Origin of the sequence: Cellulomonas cellasea, from assembly GCF_006538745.1 — a bacterium.
GTDB lineage: Bacteria > Actinomycetota > Actinomycetes > Actinomycetales > Cellulomonadaceae > Cellulomonas_A > Cellulomonas_A cellasea.
Genome location: NZ_BJLR01000019.1, coordinates 203,008 through 222,328 on the forward strand (window position 1 = coordinate 203,008; position 19,321 = coordinate 222,328).

Here is a 19,321-nt window from a genome sequence, read left to right on the forward strand (position 1 = left end):
CTCTCACGTGGCCGCGTCCCGGGCTGCCGCGCGGTCTGTGCGCAACGCCACACAACCTTCACGCGACCGGCGCAACGACGCGGCGCGGGACGCCGCCGGACGGGCCGTGGATCGACGCCCGGCGGCGCTGTCGGGCCCGCCGGCACGCCGCTCAGGCCGAGACGTCCTCGCGCATGCGCTGGCTGATCACGGTCGTCACGCCGTCGCCGCGCATGGTCACGCCGTACAGCGCGTCGGCGATCTCCATCGTGCGCTTCTGGTGCGTCACGACGATGAGCTGGGAGTCCTCCTGCAGCTCGCGGAAGATCTCGAGGAGCCGGCCCAGGTTCGCGTCATCGAGCGCGGCCTCGACCTCGTCCATGACGTAGAACGGGCTCGGGCGCGCCTTGAAGATCGCGACCAGCAGGGCCACCGCGGTGAGCGAGCGCTCGCCGCCCGAGAGCAGCGACAGGCGCTTGACCTTCTTGCCCGCGGGCCGCGCCTCGACCTCGATGCCGGTCGTGAGCATGTTCGCGGGGTCGGTGAGCACGAGGCGACCCTCACCGCCGGGGAACAGGCGCGGGAACACGACGTCGAACGCCGCCGCGGTGTCGCGGTATGCGTCGGTGAACACCTGCTCGACGCGCTCGTCGATCTCGCGGACGATCTCGAGCAGGTCGGCGCGCGACCGCTTGAGGTCCGCGAGCTGCTCGACGAGGAACTTGTGGCGCTCCTCGAGCGCGGCGAACTCCTCGAGCGCGAGCGGGTTGACGCGGCCGAGCAGCGACAGCGCGCGCTCGGCGCCCCGCAGCCGCTTCTCCTGCTGCTCGCGCACGTACGGCACCTCGGTCGGCGCCTCGGGGTCCGGCTCGGCGCCGGGCGCGAGCACGACGGGGACGCCGCGATGCGGCCCGTACTCCTCGAGCAGCACGGCGGGGTCGAGCCCGAGGTCCTCGACCGCGCGGGTCTGGAGCTGCTCGATGCGCAGGAGCTGCTGGGCGCGGGCGACCTCGTCGCGGTGGGCGACGTCCGTCAGCTCCGCGAGCTCCTTCGTGCGCTGCTCGACCTCCGCGCGGACCTGCGTCAACGCCGCCTCGCGCTCCGTGCGTGCCGCCTCGGCCGCCGCACGCTCGTCCGCCGCGCGCGCGAGGGAGCCCTCGAGCGCGGTGAGCGCCTGCTCGGCACCCGCGCGCACCGCATGGGCCAGCCGGGCCTGCCGCACGCGGGCCCGCTCGCGCTCGGCGGCCCGCTCGCGCGCGGCGCGCTCGGCCCGGGCGGCCCGTTCGAGCGACTCGGCCCGGCCGGAGAGCGCCCGGGCCCGCTCCTCGCTCGTGCGCAGCGTCAGGCGCGCCTCGGTCTCGCGGGCGCGCGCGGCGGTCGCGAGCCCGGCGAGGCGGTCGCGGTCGGCGGTGCCCTCGGCGATCGCGGCCTCGGTCTCGGCCGGCTCGGTCTCGGCGGCGGCGAGCCGCTCGGTGAGCTCCGCGAGCTCGTCGGCGCCGACCGCGAGCGTCGCGGTCGCCGCGTCGAGCGACGCCTGGACCCGCTCGGCCTCGGCGCGCGCCGCCCGGGCGGTCGCCCCGAGGTGGCCCAGCTGCTCGGCGACCGCGGCGAGCGCAGCGTCGGACTGGTTGAGCCGGTCGAGGGTCTCGTCGTAGCGGGCCTGCGCCGCGGCGTGCGCCTCGCGGGCCGCGGTGAGCTCGAAGCGGGCGCGCTCGCCCGCCGAGGTGGCCGCCGCCGAGCCGGTGCGGGCCTCGTCGAGCGCCTGCTGCAGGTGCAGCGCGCTCGGGGCCGTGGCCGAGCCGCCGGACGCCCGGTCGCGCGCGAGCACGTCGCCCGTCCGGGTCGCGACCACGAGGTGGGGGTGGGCGGCGACGACCGCGCGAGCGGCGGCCAGGTCGTCGACGACCACGACGTCCGCGAGCAGGCGGTCGAGCGACGAGCGCACGCTCGTGGGGGCCGTGACGAGGTCGACCGCGCGGTCCGCGCCGTCGGGGACGACCCCCGCGGTGAGCGGGTCACCCGGGGCCGGCGCGCCCCCGACGACGAGCGTCGCGCGCCCGGCGTCGTCGGTGCGCAGGCGGCGGATCGCGTCGACCGCCGCGTCGACCGACTCGACCGCGACGGCGTCGGCGAGGTGGCCGAGCGCCGCGACGACCGCGTCCTCGTCGCGCGGGGCGACCTCGAGCAACGCCGCGAGCGACCCGATGGTGCCGGGCAGCCCGTCCGCCGCGAGCAGCGCCCCGGCGCCGTCCTTGCGCAGCAGGCTGAGCTCGAGGGTCTCGATGCGCGAGTCGAGCGCGGTGCGCTGCCGGTCCGCCGCCGTGACGGCCTCCTCGAGCGCGGCCAGGCGTGCGGCGGTCTCCTCGACGGCGTCGGCGGCGGCCTCGTGCTCCGCGTCGAGCCCCTCCTCGCCCTCCTCGACGCCCGCGACCTGCGTCTCGAGCGCCGCGAACTCGGTCGTCGCCTGGTGCCCGCGGCGCTCCGCCTCGGCGAGCGTCGTGCGCAGGCGGCCGATCTCCGCCTCGGTGGCCTCGAGCCGGCTGCGGCGGGCCGCGACCTGGCCGGCGAGGCGCGCGAGCCCCTCCCGGCGGTCCGCCGCACCGCGCAGCGCCGTCGCGAGCTGCTTCTCCGCCGCCGTCGCGGCCGCCTCCGTGTCCGCCCGGTCGCGGGTTGCGGCTTCGAGCGCCGCGCGCGCGAGCTCGACCTCCGCGACGAGCTCCGCCTCGGCGGCGCGCACCCGCTCGGCCTGGGCCGCGAGGTCGTCGGGGTCCGAGCCGCCCGCACGCTCCGGCCCCGCGCTGCCGAGCAGCCGGACCCGCTCGCCCGCGAGCGTCGCGGTGCCGCGCAGACGCTCGCGCAGCGACGACAGCCGGTACCAGACCTCGCTCGCCTCGCTCAGCGCCGGGGCGGCCTCGGCGGCCTCGCGCTCGAGCGTCGTGAGCCGCGCGCGGGCCTCCGCGAGCGTCGCCTCGACCTCGGTGCGCCGGGCCCGCAGCGCCGACTCGTCCGCGATCTCCTGCTCGAGGGTCGCGGACAGCTGCGCGAGGTCGTCGGCGAGGAGGCGGGCGCGCGCGTCGCGCAGGTCCGTCTGCACGACCTGGGCCTTGCGCGCGACCTCGGCCTGGCGTCCGAGCGGGCCGAGCTGGCGGCGGATCTCCGCGGTCAGGTCGCCGAGCCGCGTGAGGTTCGCCTGCATGGCCTCGAGCTTGCGCAGCGCCTTGTCCTTGCGCTTGCGGTGCTTGAGGACCCCGGCGGCCTCCTCGATGAAGCCGCGCCGCTCCTCGGGCGTCGCGCGCAGGACCGCGTCGAGCTGGCCCTGGCCGACGATGACGTGCATCTCGCGGCCCAGGCCCGAGTCCGAGAGCAGGTCCTGGATGTCGAGCAGGCGGCAGCCCTGACCGTTGATCGCGTACTCGGAGCCGCCGTTGCGGAACAGCGTCCGGGAGATCGTGACCTCGGAGTACTCGATCGGCAGCGCGCCATCGGTGTTGTCGATCGTGAGCGCGACCTCCGCGCGGCCCAGCGGGGCGCGGCCCGCAGTGCCGGCGAAGATGACGTCCTCCATCTTGCCGCCGCGCAGCGACTTGGCGCCCTGCTCCCCCATGACCCACGCGAGCGCGTCGACGACGTTCGACTTGCCCGAGCCGTTGGGGCCGACGACGCACGTGACGCCCGGCTCGAAGCTCAGCGTCGTCGCCGAGGCGAACGACTTGAACCCCCGCAGGGTCAGGGTCTTGAGGTGCACGCCCCGAGCCTAGGTGCTCGGGAGCGGACCCCCGGGGACCCCGCCGACGCGCCGGGCCGGCCCGCTCCCCCGCGCGTGCGGGTGCGGACCGGCCCGGTGAGCCGCAGGCGGGCAGCGTCGGTGCGTCGACGCCCCGGAGGGCGAGGGTGTCAGAGCGAGGGGAACCAGAGCCCGATCTCGCGCTGCGCCGACTCGACCGAGTCCGAGCCGTGCACGAGGTTCTGGATGACCTTGAGGCCCCAGTCGCGCCCGAGGTCCCCGCGGATCGTGCCGGGGGGCGCGACGGTCGGGTCGGTCGCGCCGGCGAGCGTCCGGAAGCCCTCGATGACGCGCTGGCCCTCGGCGACGACCGCGAGCACCGGGCCGGACTTCATGAAGTCGACGAGCGGGGCGAGGAACGGCTTGCCCTCGTGCTCGGCGTAGTGGGCGCCGAGCAGCGCGTCGTCGGCGGTCCGCAGCTCGACGGCGACGAGCGTGTAGCCCTTGGCCTCGACGCGGCGCAGGATCTCCCCCGCGAGGCCCCGGCGGACGCCGTCGGGCTTGACGAGGATGAGGGTGCGTTCGGTCTGCGGGGCGTCGGCCTGGGGTGCGGTCTGCGTCATGGCACCGACCCTAACGGGCGACGCCCGCGCGGTTCACCCGCTGACCTGACCCGGGTGGGCGGCGTCCCACTCGGCGCGCTCGCGGTCGATGCGGCCCCCGAGCCGCAGGCTCACGACCCACAGCACCACGAACACGCCGCCGACCACGAACATCATCGGGACGACGAAGCCCATCGCGAGCACGACGACCTGCACGACCGACCCGGCGACGTATCCGCCCGGGCGTCCCGGCAGCCGGGACAGCACGACGAGCACGAGCATGAGCACCCCGCCCGCGACCCACACGGCCGACGGCGGCAGCGGGCCCGAGCCGGCGTTCGCGAGGCCGTACGCGACGAGCGTCGCGAACAGCACGAGGAACGCCTCGAGCAGGAGGATCGTCGAGGCGAACTGCTGCCGCGCCGGTCGCTTGCGACGGATCGACCCCGGCGCAGCGGGCTGCGCCGAGGTCGGCTCCGGGAGGGTCGGCTCCGGGGACGTCATCGCGCCAGGTTACCGGCGTCCTCGCGCTCGGCCCGCGCGCCCGGGTCGCCGCCGGACGCCTCGGCGCCCGCGGCACGGTGGGGCTCGGCCGACCCGTCGGGCTCGGTGAGCGCCTGCGCCGAGGGTGCGGCCGCCGCGTCGAGCACGGCGGCCTTCGCCGGGTCCTCGACCGCCTCGCCGCGCGCCACCATGCCGGCGACGTCGGAGAGCGCCACCTCGCGCAGGAACAGCGTGAGGACGAACGCGAGCGCCACGAGCGGCACGAGGTACCAGAACGCCGGGGCGAGCGCGTCGGCGTAGGCCGTCACCACGCCGTCCCGCACGGCGTCCGGGAGCTCCGCGACGACCGCGGGGGTCAGGGACGACTCGCCGCCGTGCGCGCCGCCACCCCCGCCGGCCGGGGCCTCGCCCAGCACGGGCACGAGCCGGTCGGTCAGCCGCGTCGTGAAGATCGTGCTGAACAGTGCCGTGCCGACCGCCGCACCGATCTCGCGGAAGAAGTTGTTCGCGCTCGTCGCCGTCCCGATCTCGTGCGGGTCGACCGAGTTCTGCACCGCGAGCACGATCGTCTGCATCACGAGGCCCAGGCCCGCGCCGAGCACGAAGATCATCGCGCCGAACAGCCACATGGACATCGTCCCGGTGAGGCGCGTGAGCCAGATCAGGCCGAGCGTCGCGACCGCCATGCCGACGATCGGGTACATGCGGTAGCGCCCGGTGCGCGTGATCGCGATGCCGGAGCCGATCGCAGTGATCATGACGCCGACCATCATCGGGAGCATGAGGAAGCCGGACTCGGTGACCCCGGCGCCGGTCGCCATCTGCAGGAACGTCGGCAGGAACGCGAGGGCCGCGAACATGCCCATGCCGATGATCAGGCCGACCGTCGTCGCGATCGTGAACGTCCGGTTCCGGAACAGGTGCAGCGGGAGCAGCGGCTCGGCGGCACGCTGCTCGACGAGCACGAACACGACGGCCGAGACGAGCGTCAGGGCGGTCAGGCCGAGCAGCCCGGCGTCGGACCAGTCGTAGGAGCGGTTGCCGCTCCAGCTCTGCCAGCTCGTGAGCAGGACGAGGCCCGAGGTCGCGACGACCATGAGGAAGATCCCGGCGACGTCGATCTTCTTGCCCGAGCGGTGGCTCGGGAGCTTCAGCGTGAACCACGCGGTCACGAACGCCGCGACGCCGATCGGGATGTTGATCCAGAAGCACCAGCGCCAGTCGAGGTGGTCGGTGAACAGGCCGCCGAGCAGCGGGCCGATCACGGCCGCGATGCCGAACAGCGCGCCCATCGGGCCCATGTACTTGCCGCGCTCCTTGGCGGGCACGATGTCCGCGATGATCGCCTGCGACAGGATCATGAGGCCGCCGCCGCCGAGGCCCTGGATCCCGCGCCAGAACACGAGCTCGCCGAACGACCCGGCGAAGCCGGCGCCGGCCGACGCCACGGTGAAGAGCCCGATCGCGACGAGGAACGGCCAGCGCCGGCCCCAGAGGTCACCGAACTTGCCGTAGAGCGGCATGACGATCGCGATCGCGAGGATGTACGAGGTCACGACCCAGCCCTGGTGCTCGACCCCGTCGAGCTCGCCGACGATCGTGGGCATCGCGGTGCCGACGATCGACTGGTCGAGCGAGGACAGGAACATGCTCGCCATGAGCGCGCCGAAGATGAGCCAGACGGTGCGCTGGGTGAGGACGACGAGCGGCTTGTCGGGCGCCGTCGACGGGGGTGCGGTGGACATGCGGACCTCTTCGTGGGTGCGTGCGGGGCGGGTGCGTGGTGGTGCGTGGTACGCCGGGCGGCGCGTGGTGAGCCGGGCCCGGGCGGGTCAGTCGTCCGCGAGGACGGCGCGGAGGTCGTGCATGACGTCGGGCAGGTGCTCGCGCGCGTCGCCGGCGCCGCCCGCGGAGTCCCAACGGACGAACGTCGCGCGCGTGACGATCATGAGGAGCATCCCGAGGAGCTCGACGCGTGCGGGGTGGGCACCGGCGAGGCGGCGCTCCACGAGCCCCTGGACGGTCCCGCGGTGGTTCTCCATCCAGGCCATCTGCCGCACGAGGAGCCGCGGCTCCTGGCGGGCGAGCTCCATGACGGTCGCGAAGCGGTCGTGGCTGATCATCGGGTGCTCGAGCATCGCGGCCACGAGGACCTCGAGGTCGGCGCCGAGCCGTCCCGTCGGGCCGCCGGTCGCGAACGTCTCGGCGACACCGGCGTCGAGCGACCACGGCTGGATGCCCAGCACGGCGTCGTCCTTGGACTCGAAGTAGTTGAAGAAGGTGCGCGGGGACACGCCCGCGTCCGCGCAGATCGCGTCGACGGTCACGGCGTCGAGCCCGTGCTGCGCGACCAGGCGGTGGGTCGAGTCGATCAGGGCCTCGCGGCGCGCACGCTTCTTGCGCTCGCGGAGCCCTACGGGCATGTCCGGCTCGACGTCCGGGACCAGGTCGACTTTCTGCACGACTGCAACTTTACACCGCCTGCAGATTTGCAACGGGTGAAGGCCGTGGCGACGCGGGTCGCAGTCGCGCCCGCGACCGCGCCCGGCCGGCGCGGCTCAGGCCTCGCCGAAGGCGCCCTCGACCGCCGCGACGAGCGCGTCGAGCGCCGCACGGGCCTGCGGCCCGCTCGCGGTGACCGTGACGGACTGCCCGCCGGTGACGCCGAGCTTCATGAGCTCGAGAACGCTCGCCGCGTTGACCCCGTCGACCGTGACCACGGCCTCGAACCCGCCCACGAGCCGCGCGAGCACGGCGGCCGGGCGGGCGTGCAGCCCGAGGGCGTTGCGCAGCGTCACCTCGGCGGTCAGGTGCGCGCGGGGCTCGTGCGCGCCGCGGGGCAGCACCGGGGCGGTCTCGCCGACCCGCCCGCGCCCGACGGGGGCCGACTCCGCGGCGGCGAGCACCTCGTCGGCCGAGCCGCCGGTCTGCGCCCGGACCGCCGCCGCGACGGCACCCTCCACGAACGGTGCGTCGGCGACCCGCACGCGCGCGGCGACGTCCTCGTCGGCGAGCTCGAGGACGGACTCGGTGGTCAGCAGCGCGGATCCCAGGTCGACGAGCACGACCGCCGCGCGCCCCCCGTCCGTCGCCGCCGCGACCGCTCTCTCGACGTCGTCGTAGCTCGTGCCGAGGCCACCGTGCCCGTCACCGCCCGCCGCGTGCAGCGCGACGTCGGGCGCCATCTGCCGCGCGAGCTCGACGGCACCCTGCGCGAGCAGGGCCGAGTGCGAGACGAGCACGAGGCCGACGCGCACCGCGCCGGCGGGGTCGGAGGCGGCGGGGTCGATGGTTGCGGGGCCGGTCGCCGCCGGGTCGGAGCCGGGCGTGCCCGGGCCGGGCTCGTCGGCGCCGGGCACGCTCACGCGGCGCCGCCGTCCTCGCCGGCGCCGCCGGGCGCGGTCGTCCCGCTCGTCCCGCCCGACGCGGCCTGCGCCGCCGCCCGCAGGATCAGCGCGCTCGACGTCGCCCCCGGGTCCCGGTGACCGGCGGACCGCTCACCGAGGTAGCTCGCGCGGCCCTTCGTCGCGACGAGCGGCACGGTCGCGTCCGACCCTCGCTCCGCAGCGGCCGCGGCTGCGGCGAGCACGTCGGCCGGCCCGGAGCCCGCGTGCGCCGCGACGACGGCCGCCTCGACCGCGGGGGTCCACGCGTCGACCATCGTCTTCTCGCCGGGTGACGCCTTGCCACGCACGACGATGCCCTCGAGCGCGGCCTCGAGCATCGCGACGACGCCCGCGCTGTCGAGGGTCGGCGCCCCGGTGATCTTGGCGGCCCGCAGGTACGCGGTGCCGTACAGCGGTCCCGCGGCGCCGCCCACGCTCGACATGAGGGTCGTCGCGACCAGCTTGAGCACGTCGCCGATCTCGGCGGGCGGCTCCTCGAGCGCGTCGAGCCGCGCCAGGACCGCGGTGAAGCCCCGTGCGAGGTTCTCGCCGTGGTCCCCGTCGCCGATCTGCCGGTCGAGCTCGACGAGCTCGTCGCGGTGCTCGAGCACCGCCCCCGCCGACCCGCGGACCCACGCCGTCGCCCACGCCACGTCCACCGTCATGCCTGCTCCCGCCTCAGCCGTCAGGACCGCCGCCTCACCACCTGAGCGCGGCGGTGTGCACCGGTGCGTCCCACAGGGCGGTCAGCTCGTCGTCCAGCCGGAGAACGGTCACCGAGGCGCCCTGCATCTCCAGTGATGTCACGTAGCTGCCGACGAGCGACCGGGTCACCTCGACCCCCCGCGCCTCGAGCAACCTGCGTGCCTGACCATAGACGACGTACAGCTCCGAGGCGGGGGTGCCGCCCATGCCGTTGACCAGGAGCAGCACCCGCTCCCCCTCGGTCAGTGCGAGGTCGTCCGCGACCGCGGTCACGAGCATCCCGGTGATCTCGTCGGCGCTCGCGAGCGGGATGCGGTGCCGGCCGGGCTCGCCGTGGATGCCGATGCCGATCTCGACCTCGTCCTCCGGAAGGTCGAAGCTCGGGCGGCCGGCGTGCGGGACGGTGCACGCCGTCAGGGCGACGCCCATGGTCCGGACGTTCGCCACGACGCGCTCCGCGACGGCCGTCACGGCGGCGAGGTCGTCCCCGCGCTCGGCCGCGGCGCCCGCGATCTTCTCGACCGCGACGGTCCCCGCGACCCCGCGGCGCCCGGCCGTGTACAGGGAGTCCTCGACCGCGACGTCGTCGTTGACGAGGACCGTGCGGACCTCGACGTCCTCGGCCTCGGCGAGCTCGACGGCGGTCTCGAAGTTGAGCACGTCGCCCGTGTAGTTCTTGACGATCGCGAGGACGCCGGCGCCGCCGTCGGCGGCGGTGAACGCGGGAGCGATCTGGTCGGGGGTCGGCGAGGTGAACATCGCGCCGGGCACGGCCGCGTCGAGCATGCCGTGGCCGACGAAGCCCGCGTGCAGGGGTTCGTGGCCGCTGCCCCCGCCGCTCACGAGGCCGACCTTGCCCTGCACGGCACCGCCGACCCGCGCCACGAACAGCGGGTCGGTGTGCACCGCGACGAGGTCGGCGTGCGCGAGCCCGAAGCCCTGCACGGACTCCGTGACGACGTTCTGCGGGTCGTTGATGAGCTTCTTCACCGGGGACCTCTCCTCCTCTGCCGGGCACCCGTGGGCGCCCGGCGGCAGCCACCGGCCGCGGTGCCGGGGTCCCCTCACACTCGCCGCGCCCTGGACGAGCGTCAAGCGCAGGCGGTGCGCGCGCGGGCCCCGTCGCACGTTCGTGCGCCGGGGCCCGCGGGTGCGGCCGTCAGGCGCGGCCGAGCAGCGTCCTCGCCTGCGCGACGAGCACGACCGACCCCGTGATCAGGACGCCCGCGCCGTACTGCGCCTCGCTCTCGGCCCGGTTCGACGCGAGCGCGATCGCGTCGTCGAGCCGCTCCGCGACGTGCACGCGGTCCTCGCCGAATACGTCGACGGCGACCTCGGCGAGGTCCGGCACGTCGAGCGCGCGGGCGGACGCGGCGCGCGTCACGACGACCTCCGCGAGCAGCGGCTCGAGGCCCGCGAGGATCCCCTCGGGGTCCTTGTCCGCCATGACGCCGACCACGCCGACGAGCCGCGTGAACTCGAACGCCTCCTCGACCGCCGACACGAGCGCGGCGACGCCCGCGGGGTTGTGCGCGGCGTCGACCAGGATCGTCGGGCTCGTCCGGACGACCTCGAGCCGGCCCGGCGACGACATGTCCGCGAACGCCGCCTCGACGACCTCGCCGCCCAGTGCCGCGCCGCCCGTGAGCAGGCTCTCGACGGCGACGAGCGCGAGCAGGGCGTTGTGCGCCTGGTGCTCGCCGTACATCGGCAGGAACACGTCCTGGTAGACGGCGCCCGTGCCGCGCAGGGTGAGCAGCTGGCCGCCGACCGCGACCTGGCGGTCCACCACCTCGATGTCGACGCCCTCGCGGAGCACCCGGGCACCGCGCTCGGCGGCCGCCTGCAGCAGCACGCCCTCGACGTCCTCGTCCTGCGCCGCGAGCACCGCGGTCGCGCCGTCCTTGATGATCCCGGACTTCTCGCTCGCGATCTCCACGAGCGTGTCCCCGAGGTAGCGCTCGTGGTCGTGCGCCACGGTGGTGATCACCGCGACCTCGCCGTCCACGACGTTCGTCGCGTCCCAGGTGCCGCCGAGCCCGACCTCGACCACCGCGACCTCGACGGGCGCGTCCGCGAACGCCGCGAAGGCCATCACGGTGAAGACCTCGAAGAAGCTCAGCCGCGGCCCGCCCCGCTCGAGCGAGCGGGTGTCGACCATGTGCACGTACGGCGCGACGTCCTGCCAGACCTCGACGAAGCGCTCGTCGCTGATCGGCTCGCCGTCGACCGTGATGCGCTCGGTCACGCGCGTCAGGTGCGGGCTCGTGAACCGGCCCGTGCGCAGCCCGTGCTCGCGCAGGAGCCGCTCGACCATGCGCGCGGTCGACGTCTTGCCGTTGGTCCCGGTGATGTGGACCGTGCGGAACGCGTGCTGCGGGTCGCCCAGCAGCTCGCACACCTCGCGCACGCGGTCGAGGGACGGCTCGATGTCGTTCTCGGGCGCGCGCTCGAGGATCGCGGCGTACACCTCGTCGGCGGCCGAGCGTGCGGCGGCCTCGGCCTCGCGGCGCAGGTGCTCCGCGCCGCCCGGCTCGCCGGAGTACCCGGACGGCCCGCTGCCGCGCTGCGCGGCGCTCATGCGCGGGCCACCCGGACGACGAGCTCGGTGCCGCCACCGGGCGTCACGACGATCTCGGTCGCGAGCGTCTCGGTCGCGAGGAACTCCCGGTGCGTCTCGATCGCGGTCAGCCCCTCGGCCGGCACGTCGAGCTCGAGCACGATGCGGTCGCTGACCTGCAGCCCCGCGGCCTTGCGCGCGTCCTGCACGGCCCGGACCGCGTCGCGCGCGTAGCCCTCGGCGCGCAGCTCGTCGTCGAGCGCGAGGTCGAGCACGACGAACCCGCCGCCGGGCAGCACCGCGGCGGCGAGGTCACCCGCTCCCCCGGCGGCCACGACGGTCGCGAGCTCGTACTCGCCGTCCGCGAGCGCGACGTCCCCGCCCGCGGTGCGGACCACGACGACCCCGTCCGGGGTCTGCTCCCAGTCGCCGGCCTTCGCGGCCCGGATGACGTCCTGGACGCCGCGGCCGAGCCGGGGCCCGGCGGCGCGCGCGTTGACGGACAGCCGCGTCTCGACGCCGACGTCGGTCGCCGCCGCGTCGTCGAGCGAGAGCAGCGTGACGCCCTTGACGTTGAGCTCGGCGCCGACGAGGTCCGCGAACGGCTGGACCACCGACGGGTCCGCGAGCGCGACCCGGAGCTCGCGCAGCGGCTGGCGGACGCGCAGGGAGTGCGCCTTGCGCAGCCCGAGCGCGGTCGAGACGATCGCGCGCACGCGGTCGACGGCCGCGACGAGCTCGTCGTCCGCGGGCAGCGCCCGGTCGTCGACCGAGCCCTCGACGAGGCTCGGCCAGTCGGACAGGTGCACGCTGCGCCCGCCGGTGAGCCCGCGCCAGACCTCCTCGGAGACCAGCGGGGCGAGCGGCGCCATGACACGCGTGAGCGTCTCGAGCGCGGTCCACAGCGTGTCGAACGCACCCGCGTCCTCGCCCCAGAACCGCTCGCGCGATGTCCGGACGTACCAGTTGGTCAGCACGTCGAGGTGCTCGCGCACGCTCTCGCACGCCCCCGGGACGTCGTACGCGTCGAGCTGCGCGGTGACCTTCTCGACGAGCGTGCGCGTGCGGGCCAGCAGGTACCGGTCCATCGTCGCGAGCCCGGGCAGGTCCTCGGCCGTCACCCGGCGCGCGGTCAGGCCCTCGCCGCCGTTCGCCGCGCCCGCGTACAGCGCGAAGAAGTACCACGTGCTCCACAGCGGGAGCAGCACCTGACGGACCTCGGCGCGGATGCCCTCCTCGGTCACGACGAGGTTGCCGCCGCGCAGGATCGGGCTCGCCATGAGGAACCAGCGCATCGCGTCGGAGCCGTCGCGGTCGAGGACCTCGGACACGTCCGGGTAGTTGCGCAGCGACTTGCTCATCTTGCGCCCGTCGGACCCGAGCACGATGCCGTGCGAGACGGCCGTGCCGAACGACGGGCGGTCGAACAGCGCGGTCGCGAGCACGTGCAGCGTGTAGAACCAGCCGCGCGTCTGCCCGATGTACTCCGTGATGAAGTCGCCCGGGTAGTGGTGCTCGAACCAGTCGGCGTTCTCGAAGGGGTAGTGCACCTGCGCGAACGGCATCGAGCCCGAGTCGAACCACACGTCGAGCACGTCGGGGATGCGGCGCATCGTGGACCGGCCCGTCGGGTCGTCCGGGTTCGGGCGCGTGAGCTCGTCGATGAACGGGCGGTGCAGGTCGGTCACCTCGACACCGAAGTCGGCCTCGAGCTCGGCGAGCGAGCCGTACACGTCGCGGCGCGGGTACGCCGGGTCGTCGCTCTCCCACACCGGGATGGGCGTGCCCCAGTAGCGGTTGCGGGAGATCGACCAGTCGCGGGCGCCCGCGAGCCACTTGCCGAACTGCCCGTCCTTGATGTGGTCGGGCACCCAGGTGATCTTGTCGTTGAGCTCGACCATGCGGTCGCGGAACTCGCTGACGCGCACGAACCAGCTCGACACCGCCTTGTAGATCAACGGGTTCCGGCACCGCCAGCAGTGCGGGTAGGAGTGCTGGTAGGTCTCGTGCCGGACGACGACCGCGCGGTCCTCGGCGTGCACCGCCGCGAGCGGGCCCGTGCCGGCCTTGAGGTCCGCGATCACGTGCGGGTTCGCGTCGAAGACCTGCTGACCGGCGTAGTCGGGCACCTCGGTCGTGAAGCGGCCCTTGGCGTCGACCGGGACGACGGGCGTGATGCCCGCCGCCGCGCAGACCGCCATGTCCTCCTCGCCGAAGGCCGGCGCGAGGTGCACGAGCCCGGTGCCGTCCTCGGTCGACACGAAGTCGCCCGCGAGCACACGGTGCGCGTTCGGGTGGCCGGCGAAGTACGGGAACGGCGGCGTGTACGACCGGCCCGCGACCTCGGCGCCCGTGAGGTGCTCGACGACCGTGGCGTCCTCGCCGAGCTCACGGGCGTACGACGCGAGGCGCGACGCCGCGAGCAGCACGCGGTCCCCGGCGAGCGGGCCCTCGACGGGCGCGACGACGACGTAGTCGATCTCGGGACCGACCGCGACGGCCAGGTTGCTCGGGAGCGTCCACGGCGTCGTGGTCCAGATCAGCGCGAGCTCGCCCGTCTCGAGGCGCACGCCGACCGTCAGGGCCGGGTCCTGGCGCGACTGGTAGACGTCGTCGTCCATCCGCAGCTCGTGGTTGGACAGCGGGGTCTCGTCACGCCAGCAGTACGGCAGCACCCGGTAGCCCTCGTACGCGAGGCCCTTGTCGTAGAGCTGCTTGAACGCCCACACGACCGACTCCATGTAGGTCAGGTCGAGCGTCTTGTAGTCGTTGTCGAAGTCGACCCAGCGGGCCTGGCGCGTCACGTACTCGCGCCACTCGTCGGTGTACTTGAGCACCGACGTGCGGCACGCCTCGTTGAACGCGGCGATGCCCATCTCGTCGATCTGCGACTTGTCGGTGATCCCGAGCACGCGCTCGGCCTCGAGCTCGGCGGGCAGCCCGTGCGTGTCCCAGCCGAAGCGGCGCTCGACCCGGCGGCCGCGCTGGGTCTGGTAGCGCCCGACGAGGTCCTTCGCGTACCCCGTGAGCAGGTGGCCGTAGTGGGGCAGGCCGTTCGCGAACGGCGGGCCGTCGTAGAAGACGAACTCGTTCGCGCCGTTCTCGCCCGCGGGGCGCTGGTCGACCGACGCCTGGAACGTGCCGTCGGCCGCCCAGTGGGCGAGCACGTCCTTCTCGAGGGACGGCAGGTCGGGGCTCGCGGGCACACCGTCGTCGGCGCGGTGCAGCGGATAGGCCATGGTCTTCGGGCTCCCGGGGTCGGTCGTGCGCTCTCGTCACCTGCACGAGGACGACGGCCCCGGCTCTCGCCGTCGCCACCGCGGTACCACCCCGCTTGCCCCGCCCCGCGAACGGGTGCGCGACCACTCTCCGACGGCTGTGACGGGCCTGCCCCGTCCGGTTCTACTGGGCGGCGCGCTCCCGTCTGCCGGGCGTGCACCGCTGTTCTTCCGGAGGCTCGCCGGTGATGGCCGGGTCGACGCCTGTGCCCGCCATCCTAGACGCCGGTGTGGTGGGGGCCGCCAGCGCGATCCGCTCGGGCGAGCACGGGTCAGACGGCGGCCGAGCCGCCCGGGCGCCAGACGGCCTCGTCGACCCAGTGGCGGGTCGCGGTCTCGTCGACGCGACGGTCGTACTCCTCGGGCGTGATCGCGCCGCTCTCGAGCGCGGTCAGGTTCTCCACGTCCTCGCGGTTGGCCACCCACCCGCCCGCCGCCGCCCGGACGAACGACTGCCGGACGGACCGGCGCTGCTGCTCGTCGAGCGGCTCGAACAGCTCGGGCCAGAGCGCCTCGACGTCGGGATCCTCGTGCATGGCGCTCCCCCTCCTCGGGCGGCCCGGCGGGCGGCCGCGCGGCACGCCCCGACTGTACGCAGCGCCCGGCGCGCCGTCCTGCGCTGCGTACCGGCGCGGCCCGCACCCGGCGGCCGTCCGGGTGGCGTCCGCCCGGCCGCGACCGGGCGCTGCGGGCCGGCCGGGGGCGCGGTGGGATGATCTCGCCCGTGACCTACCGCCTCGCCCTGCTCGACCTCGACGGCACCCTGACCGACTCCGCCCCCGCGATCACCGCCTCGGTGCGCGCCGCGTACGCCGCGATGGGCGTCCCCGCACCGGACGCCGCAACCCTGCGGACCTTCGTGGGGCCGCCGATCTGGGACAACTTCACGGCCCACGGCGTCCCTCCGGAGCTCGTCGAGACCGGCATCGCTGCCTACCGCGCGGACTACGCCGAGCGGGCGACGCGCGACGCGGTCCTCTACCCGGGCATCCTCGAGCTGCTGACCGCGCTGCGCGCCGCGGGCCTGCGCACCGCGGTCGCGACGTCCAAGCCGGAGCCGACGGCCCGGCGCATCGCCGCGCACTTCGGGCTCGACGCGCTCGTCGACGGCGTGTTCGGCGCGTCGTTCGACCAGAGCCGTGCGAGCAAGGCCGCCGTCGTCGCGCACGCGCTCGACTCCCTCGGCGCACGGGACCTCGCGGCGCGCGGCGAGGTCGTCATGGTGGGCGACCGGGAGCACGACGTGCTCGGCTCCCGCGCGCACGGCGTGGAGTGCATCGCGGTGACCTGGGGGTACGCCCCGCCCGGCGAGCTCAAGGCCGCGGCCCCGCTCGCCACCGTCACGACCGTCGACGAGCTGCGCGCGCTGCTCACCGCGGGGCACCCCGGCGCCGACCCGGTGGCCGCCCCGTGAGCGCCGTGGACGTCCTCGGCTGGGCCGGGTCGGCGCTGCTCGTCTACTCGGTGCTGCAGTCGCGCATGCTGCGGTTCCGCGTGCTCAACCTCGCCGCGTCCGGGGCGCTCGTGGTGTTCAACGCGCTCATCGGCGTGTGGTCCATGGTCGCGATGAACGCCGCCCTGTGCGCCATCAACGCGTGGTTCATCGTGAGCCTGCTGCGCCGCCGGAGCACCGGGACCGCGTTCGAGTGGGTCGCGGCGGCACCCGACGACCCGTTCGTCGCGCGCTTCCTCGGCCAGCACGGTGCGGACGTCGCGCGGTTCTGGCCTGCGGCGCGCACGCTCCCGACGCTCGACGTCGCGCCGCCGAACGTGCTGTGCGCGCTCGTGCTGCACGGCGACGTCACCGTCGGGCTCGTCGTGGCGGTCCGCGAGCGCGACGCCGCCGGCGCGGGGGCGTGGGAGCTGCTCGTCGACTACGTGATCCCGGGCTACCGCGACTACACCGCGGGCTCGCTCATCTACTCCCCCGCGGGCCCGTTCGCCGCACGCGGGGCGCAGCGCGTCGTCAGCACCGGGGTCGTCGCGGCGAGCGTGCGGCCGTACCTGCACCGCGCCGGGTTCGCGCTCGACGGCGAGCGGTGGGTGCGCGCGCTCTGACGCGGCCGATCGGGTGGTCGGCCGGCGCGGGCCTCCCGTCGCCGACCCGGGCGGCGCGACCGGCCGCTACGGTGACCGCATGATGTTCGGCGGCCCCCTGGAGTACCTGCTCGTCGGCGTGCTCGCCTACGCCGTCCCGATCCTGGTGTGCGCCTTCTTCGTGTACTGGGTCGTGCGCAAGGCGGTCCGGGACGGCATGCAGGACGCGGGCTTCCCGCGGCCGCCCGCCGCCGCGCCGCAGGACGGGCCGGAACCGCCCCAGGGGTGAGGGCGGCCCGGCCCGGCCCACGGGCGGGGTCCGTTCAGGCGCCCGTGGGACGCCGCGCGATCTGCGTGTTCGAGACCTGCGCGCGCGGGCGGACCACGAGCGTGTCGATGTTCACGTGGTGCGGGCGCGTGAGCGCGAACGTGATGACGTCGGCGACGTCCTGGGCCAGCAGCGGCTCGTAGCCCTCGTAGATCTTCGCGGCGCGCTCGGCGTCCCCGCCGAACCGCACGAGCGAGAACTCCTCGGTCGCGACGTTGCCGGGCGCGACGTCCATGACCCGCACCGGCTCGCCGATGAGCTCGAGGCGCAGCGTCGTGGTGAGCATGCGCTCGGCGTGCTTGACCCCGGTGTACCCGCCGCCGCCCTCGTAGGGCGCGATGCCCGCGGTCGAGGTCACGACGAGCACGTCGCCGCGCCCGCTCGCGCGCAGGGCCGGGAGCAGCGCCTTCGTGATGCGCAGCGTGCCGAGCACGTTGGTCTCGTACATCCGACGCCAGCCCTCGACGTCGGCGTGCTCGACGCGGTCGAGCCCGAGCGCACCGCCCGCGTTGTTGACCAGCGACGTCAGGCCGCCGGTCGCCTCGACGTGCGCGGTGAGCCGGGCGACGTCGTCGTCCGAGGTGATGTCGCACGCGAACGGCTCGGCACCCGTCTCGGCCGCGAGCGCCTCGAGCCGGTCGGCGCGGCGGGCGACGGCGACGACGTCCCAGCCCTCGGTGCGCAGCCGGCGCACCGTCGCCGCGCCGATGCCCGACGAGGCCCCGGTGACGACGGCGCGCAGCCGCGTCGCAGCGGTACCGTCCGCGGCCACCTCGCCCGTGCGGTGCTCGGTGCGGTGCTCCGTGCCCTGCGTCGTGCCGTCCGAACCCGTGGTGCTCACAGCTCTCCCTCGATCACGGTCAGTGCCTCGTCGTACACGGCCAGCGCCCGCGCCACCTCGTCGTCCGTGACGACGCACGGCGGCACCACGTGGATGCGGTTGTCGGCGAGGAACGGCAGCAGGTCGCGGGCCATCATCTCCGACTTCACGCGTGCTACGAGCGCCGGGGGCAGCGGCTCGCGGGTCGCGCGGTCCGCCACGAGCTCGAGGGCCCAGAACACCCCGAGGCCGCGGACCTCGCCGATCACGGGGTGGCGATCGGCGAGCGCGGCGAGCCCGGGGCCCAGCACGTCGGCGCCGATGCGCGCGGCGTTCTCGACGACGTGCTCGCGCTCCATCGTCTCGATCGTCGCGACCACGGCCGCCATCGCGAGCGGGTGCCCCGAGTAGGTGAGGCCGCCCGGGAACACGCGGTCGTCGAACGTCGCGGCGACCGCGTCGGAGATCAGGACCCCGCCCGCCGGCACGTAGCCGGAGTTGACGCCCTTCGCGAACGTCACCAGGTCGGGGCGGACGCCCCAGTGGTCGAGCGCGAGCCACGCGCCGGTGCGCCCGAACCCCGACATGACCTCGTCGAGGATCAGCAGCACGCCGTACCGGTCGCACAGCGCGCGCACGCCGGCGAGGTAGCCGTCGGGCGGCACGAGCACCCCGCCGGTCCCGACGACCGTCTCGAGCAGCACCGCGGCGACCGACGCCGGGCCCTCGCACTGGATCACGCGCTCGAGGTGGCGCAGCGCGCGCTCGCACTCCTCCTCGGGCGTGGTCGCCCAGAAGTCGCTGCGGTACAGGTACGGGCCGAACGCGTGCACGTGCCCGCGCGCGTACTCGTTGGGCACCCGGCGCCAGTCCCCCGTCGCGACCACGGCCGCGCCGGTGTTGCCGTGGTACGAGCGGTACAGCGAGACGACCTTGTCGCGGCCCGTGTGCTGGCGCGCGAGGCGGATGGCGTTCTCGTTGGCGTCGGCGCCACCGTTGGTGAAGAAGATCTTGTGCATCCCCGCGGGGGCGTGCGCGACGACCGCCCGCGCCGCGAGCCCGCGCGTGAGGTTCGCGGTCGCCGGGGCCACGGTCGGCAGCAGGTCGGCCTGCATCTGGATCGCCTGCACGACCGCGGGGTGCCCGTGGCCGATGTTGGTGTTGACGAGCTGGCTCGAGAAGTCGAGGTAGCGGCGTCCGGCGTGGTCCCAGACCTCGCTGCCCGAGCCGCCGGCCAGCACGAACGGCGCCAGGGCACCCTGCGCCGACCAGGAGTGGAAGACGTGCGCGCGGTCGAGCTCGGCGGCCCGGACGTCGTCGGGGTGCCGTGCGGGGTGGGGATCGGCGTGCGGGGCGAGGCCCTCCGGGGATCCCGGCGGTGCAGCGGTCATGGCGGAC

16 protein-coding genes are annotated in these 19,321 nt (G+C 75.0%); 3 read left to right on the forward strand and 13 right to left on the reverse strand.

Annotated features, from left to right (window positions below):
• Positions 1 to 151: 151 nt before the first annotated feature.
• From smc to CCE01nite_RS11650, 11 genes are all read right to left on the reverse strand, one after another.
• Complete coding sequence (gene smc, locus CCE01nite_RS11600) at positions 152 to 3,724, reverse strand: chromosome segregation protein SMC (protein WP_141372382.1); 3,573 nt, start codon at positions 3,722 to 3,724, stop codon at positions 152 to 154.
• Positions 3,725 to 3,873: 149 nt separating this feature from the next.
• On the reverse strand, positions 3,874 to 4,326 hold the full coding sequence (ndk, locus tag CCE01nite_RS11605; RefSeq protein ID WP_141372383.1) for a nucleoside-diphosphate kinase: 453 nt from the start codon (positions 4,324 to 4,326) through the stop codon (positions 3,874 to 3,876).
• A gap of 33 nt (positions 4,327 to 4,359) precedes the next feature.
• Positions 4,360 to 4,809 carry a DUF4233 domain-containing protein gene (locus tag CCE01nite_RS11610; RefSeq protein ID WP_141372384.1) on the reverse strand — a complete coding sequence of 150 codons (450 nt, stop codon included), beginning with the start codon at positions 4,807 to 4,809 and terminating at the stop codon, positions 4,360 to 4,362.
• On the reverse strand, positions 4,806 to 6,554 hold the full coding sequence (locus tag CCE01nite_RS11615) for an MDR family MFS transporter (protein ID WP_141372385.1): 1,749 nt from the start codon (positions 6,552 to 6,554) through the stop codon (positions 4,806 to 4,808). The genes CCE01nite_RS11610 and CCE01nite_RS11615 overlap by 4 nt, the downstream gene beginning before the upstream one ends.
• Before the next feature lie 87 nt (positions 6,555 to 6,641).
• Complete coding sequence (locus CCE01nite_RS11620) at positions 6,642 to 7,271, reverse strand: TetR/AcrR family transcriptional regulator (RefSeq protein WP_246056480.1); 630 nt, start codon at positions 7,269 to 7,271, stop codon at positions 6,642 to 6,644.
• Between the two features lie 96 nt (positions 7,272 to 7,367).
• Positions 7,368 to 8,066 carry a dihydroxyacetone kinase phosphoryl donor subunit DhaM gene (gene dhaM, locus CCE01nite_RS11625; protein ID WP_141372409.1) on the reverse strand — a complete coding sequence of 233 codons (699 nt, stop codon included), beginning with the start codon at positions 8,064 to 8,066 and terminating at the stop codon, positions 7,368 to 7,370.
• 104 nt (positions 8,067 to 8,170) lie between these two features.
• Entirely contained in the window at positions 8,171 to 8,860 is a 690-nt protein-coding gene (dhaL, locus tag CCE01nite_RS11630) for a dihydroxyacetone kinase subunit DhaL (protein ID WP_141372386.1), read from the reverse strand.
• Between the two features lie 34 nt (positions 8,861 to 8,894).
• Complete coding sequence (gene dhaK / locus CCE01nite_RS11635; protein ID WP_034631689.1) at positions 8,895 to 9,890, reverse strand: dihydroxyacetone kinase subunit DhaK; 996 nt, start codon at positions 9,888 to 9,890, stop codon at positions 8,895 to 8,897.
• A 169-nt stretch (positions 9,891 to 10,059) separates the two neighbouring features.
• The gene (locus CCE01nite_RS11640; RefSeq protein ID WP_052104246.1) at positions 10,060 to 11,481 is read right to left on the reverse strand and encodes a bifunctional folylpolyglutamate synthase/dihydrofolate synthase; all 1,422 of its coding nucleotides are present in this window, start codon (positions 11,479 to 11,481) and stop codon (positions 10,060 to 10,062) included.
• Positions 11,478 to 14,699 carry an isoleucine--tRNA ligase gene (gene ileS / locus CCE01nite_RS11645; RefSeq protein WP_034631691.1) on the reverse strand — a complete coding sequence of 1,074 codons (3,222 nt, stop codon included), beginning with the start codon at positions 14,697 to 14,699 and terminating at the stop codon, positions 11,478 to 11,480. The genes CCE01nite_RS11640 and ileS overlap by 4 nt, the downstream gene beginning before the upstream one ends.
• Positions 14,700 to 15,010: 311 nt before the next feature.
• Entirely contained in the window at positions 15,011 to 15,274 is a 264-nt protein-coding gene (locus CCE01nite_RS11650; protein WP_052104247.1) for a hypothetical protein, read from the reverse strand.
• A gap of 188 nt (positions 15,275 to 15,462) precedes the next feature.
• Here CCE01nite_RS11650 and CCE01nite_RS11655 point away from each other — a divergent pair, with 188 nt between their 5' ends.
• The 3 genes from CCE01nite_RS11655 to CCE01nite_RS11665 all read left to right on the forward strand — a co-directional run bounded on the left by CCE01nite_RS11655 (position 15,463) and on the right by CCE01nite_RS11665 (position 17,064).
• Positions 15,463 to 16,152, forward strand: coding sequence for an HAD hydrolase-like protein (locus CCE01nite_RS11655; protein WP_141372387.1), 690 nt, complete (start codon positions 15,463 to 15,465; stop codon positions 16,150 to 16,152).
• Positions 16,149 to 16,796, forward strand: coding sequence for a hypothetical protein (locus CCE01nite_RS11660; protein WP_034631695.1), 648 nt, complete (start codon positions 16,149 to 16,151; stop codon positions 16,794 to 16,796). Before CCE01nite_RS11655 ends, CCE01nite_RS11660 begins: the two co-directional genes overlap by 4 nt.
• A 79-nt stretch (positions 16,797 to 16,875) precedes the next feature.
• Positions 16,876 to 17,064, forward strand: a complete 189-nt coding sequence (locus tag CCE01nite_RS11665) for a hypothetical protein (RefSeq protein ID WP_141372388.1) — start codon at positions 16,876 to 16,878, stop codon at positions 17,062 to 17,064.
• Positions 17,065 to 17,098: 34 nt separating this feature from the next.
• Here CCE01nite_RS11665 and CCE01nite_RS11670 read toward each other — a convergent pair whose 3' ends face one another.
• Positions 17,099 to 17,875 (reverse strand): SDR family oxidoreductase, encoded by a 777-nt coding sequence (locus CCE01nite_RS11670; RefSeq protein WP_034631716.1) that lies wholly within the window; start codon positions 17,873 to 17,875, stop codon positions 17,099 to 17,101.
• A 65-nt stretch (positions 17,876 to 17,940) separates the two neighbouring features.
• Complete coding sequence (locus CCE01nite_RS11675) at positions 17,941 to 19,314, reverse strand: aspartate aminotransferase family protein (protein ID WP_052104249.1); 1,374 nt, start codon at positions 19,312 to 19,314, stop codon at positions 17,941 to 17,943.
• Between the last annotated feature and the right edge of the window lie 7 nt (positions 19,315 to 19,321).

Coding starts and splice junctions, on each gene's coding strand:
- CCE01nite_RS11615 (WP_141372385.1), bottom strand. CDS start 6,554: ATGTCCACCGCACCCCCGTCGACGGCGCCCGACAAGCCGCTCGTCGTC.
- ileS (WP_034631691.1), bottom strand. CDS start 14,699: ATGGCCTATCCGCTGCACCGCGCCGACGACGGTGTGCCCGCGAGCCCC.
- ndk (WP_141372383.1), bottom strand. CDS start 4,326: ATGACGCAGACCGCACCCCAGGCCGACGCCCCGCAGACCGAACGCACC.
- dhaL (WP_141372386.1), bottom strand. CDS start 8,860: ATGACGGTGGACGTGGCGTGGGCGACGGCGTGGGTCCGCGGGTCGGCG.
- CCE01nite_RS11640 (WP_052104246.1), bottom strand. CDS start 11,481: ATGAGCGCCGCGCAGCGCGGCAGCGGGCCGTCCGGGTACTCCGGCGAG.
- CCE01nite_RS11675 (WP_052104249.1), bottom strand. CDS start 19,314: ATGACCGCTGCACCGCCGGGATCCCCGGAGGGCCTCGCCCCGCACGCC.
- CCE01nite_RS11665 (WP_141372388.1), top strand. CDS start 16,876: ATGATGTTCGGCGGCCCCCTGGAGTACCTGCTCGTCGGCGTGCTCGCC.
- CCE01nite_RS11610 (WP_141372384.1), bottom strand. CDS start 4,809: ATGACGTCCCCGGAGCCGACCCTCCCGGAGCCGACCTCGGCGCAGCCC.
- CCE01nite_RS11650 (WP_052104247.1), bottom strand. CDS start 15,274: ATGCACGAGGATCCCGACGTCGAGGCGCTCTGGCCCGAGCTGTTCGAG.